The organism is Janthinobacterium lividum (assembly GCF_011601275.1).
Lineage (GTDB): Bacteria > Pseudomonadota > Gammaproteobacteria > Burkholderiales > Burkholderiaceae_D > Janthinobacterium > Janthinobacterium lividum_E.
This window is the reverse complement of the sequence record NZ_JAAOLY010000072.1, coordinates 1-317: the sequence shown is the minus strand read 5'-3', so window position 1 is coordinate 317 and position 317 is coordinate 1. Positions and strand designations below refer to the sequence as shown.

1 protein-coding gene is annotated in these 317 nt (G+C 60.6%); it reads left to right on the top strand.

Features of this window, described 5'->3' with window-relative positions; translation table 11 throughout:
• Positions 1-317: YDG domain-containing protein (locus tag GYK42_RS28925; RefSeq protein ID WP_166450291.1), on the top strand; the 317-nt coding region annotated here is incomplete at both ends.

Below are 317 nucleotides of genomic sequence, written 5' to 3'. Positions count from 1 at the left end.
GGCGATGCCTTGACGGTGGCGGGCAGCGCCGCCTTTGGCAACAAGAACGCGGGTATTGGAAAAACCGTCACGGTGACGAACGTGGCGTTGAGCGGCGGCGATGCGGACAACTATGTGCTGAACGCCAATGCGGGCAGCACTACGGCCGATATCGCGGCGCGTACCTTGAACGTGAGCTTTAACGGCGTCAACAAGACGTATGACGGCACGACAGGCGCGCAAGTGAACTTTGGCGATGACCGCATTCAGGGCGATGCCTTGACGGTGGCGGGCAGCGCCGCCTTTGGCAACAAGAACGCGGGTATTGGAAAAACCGT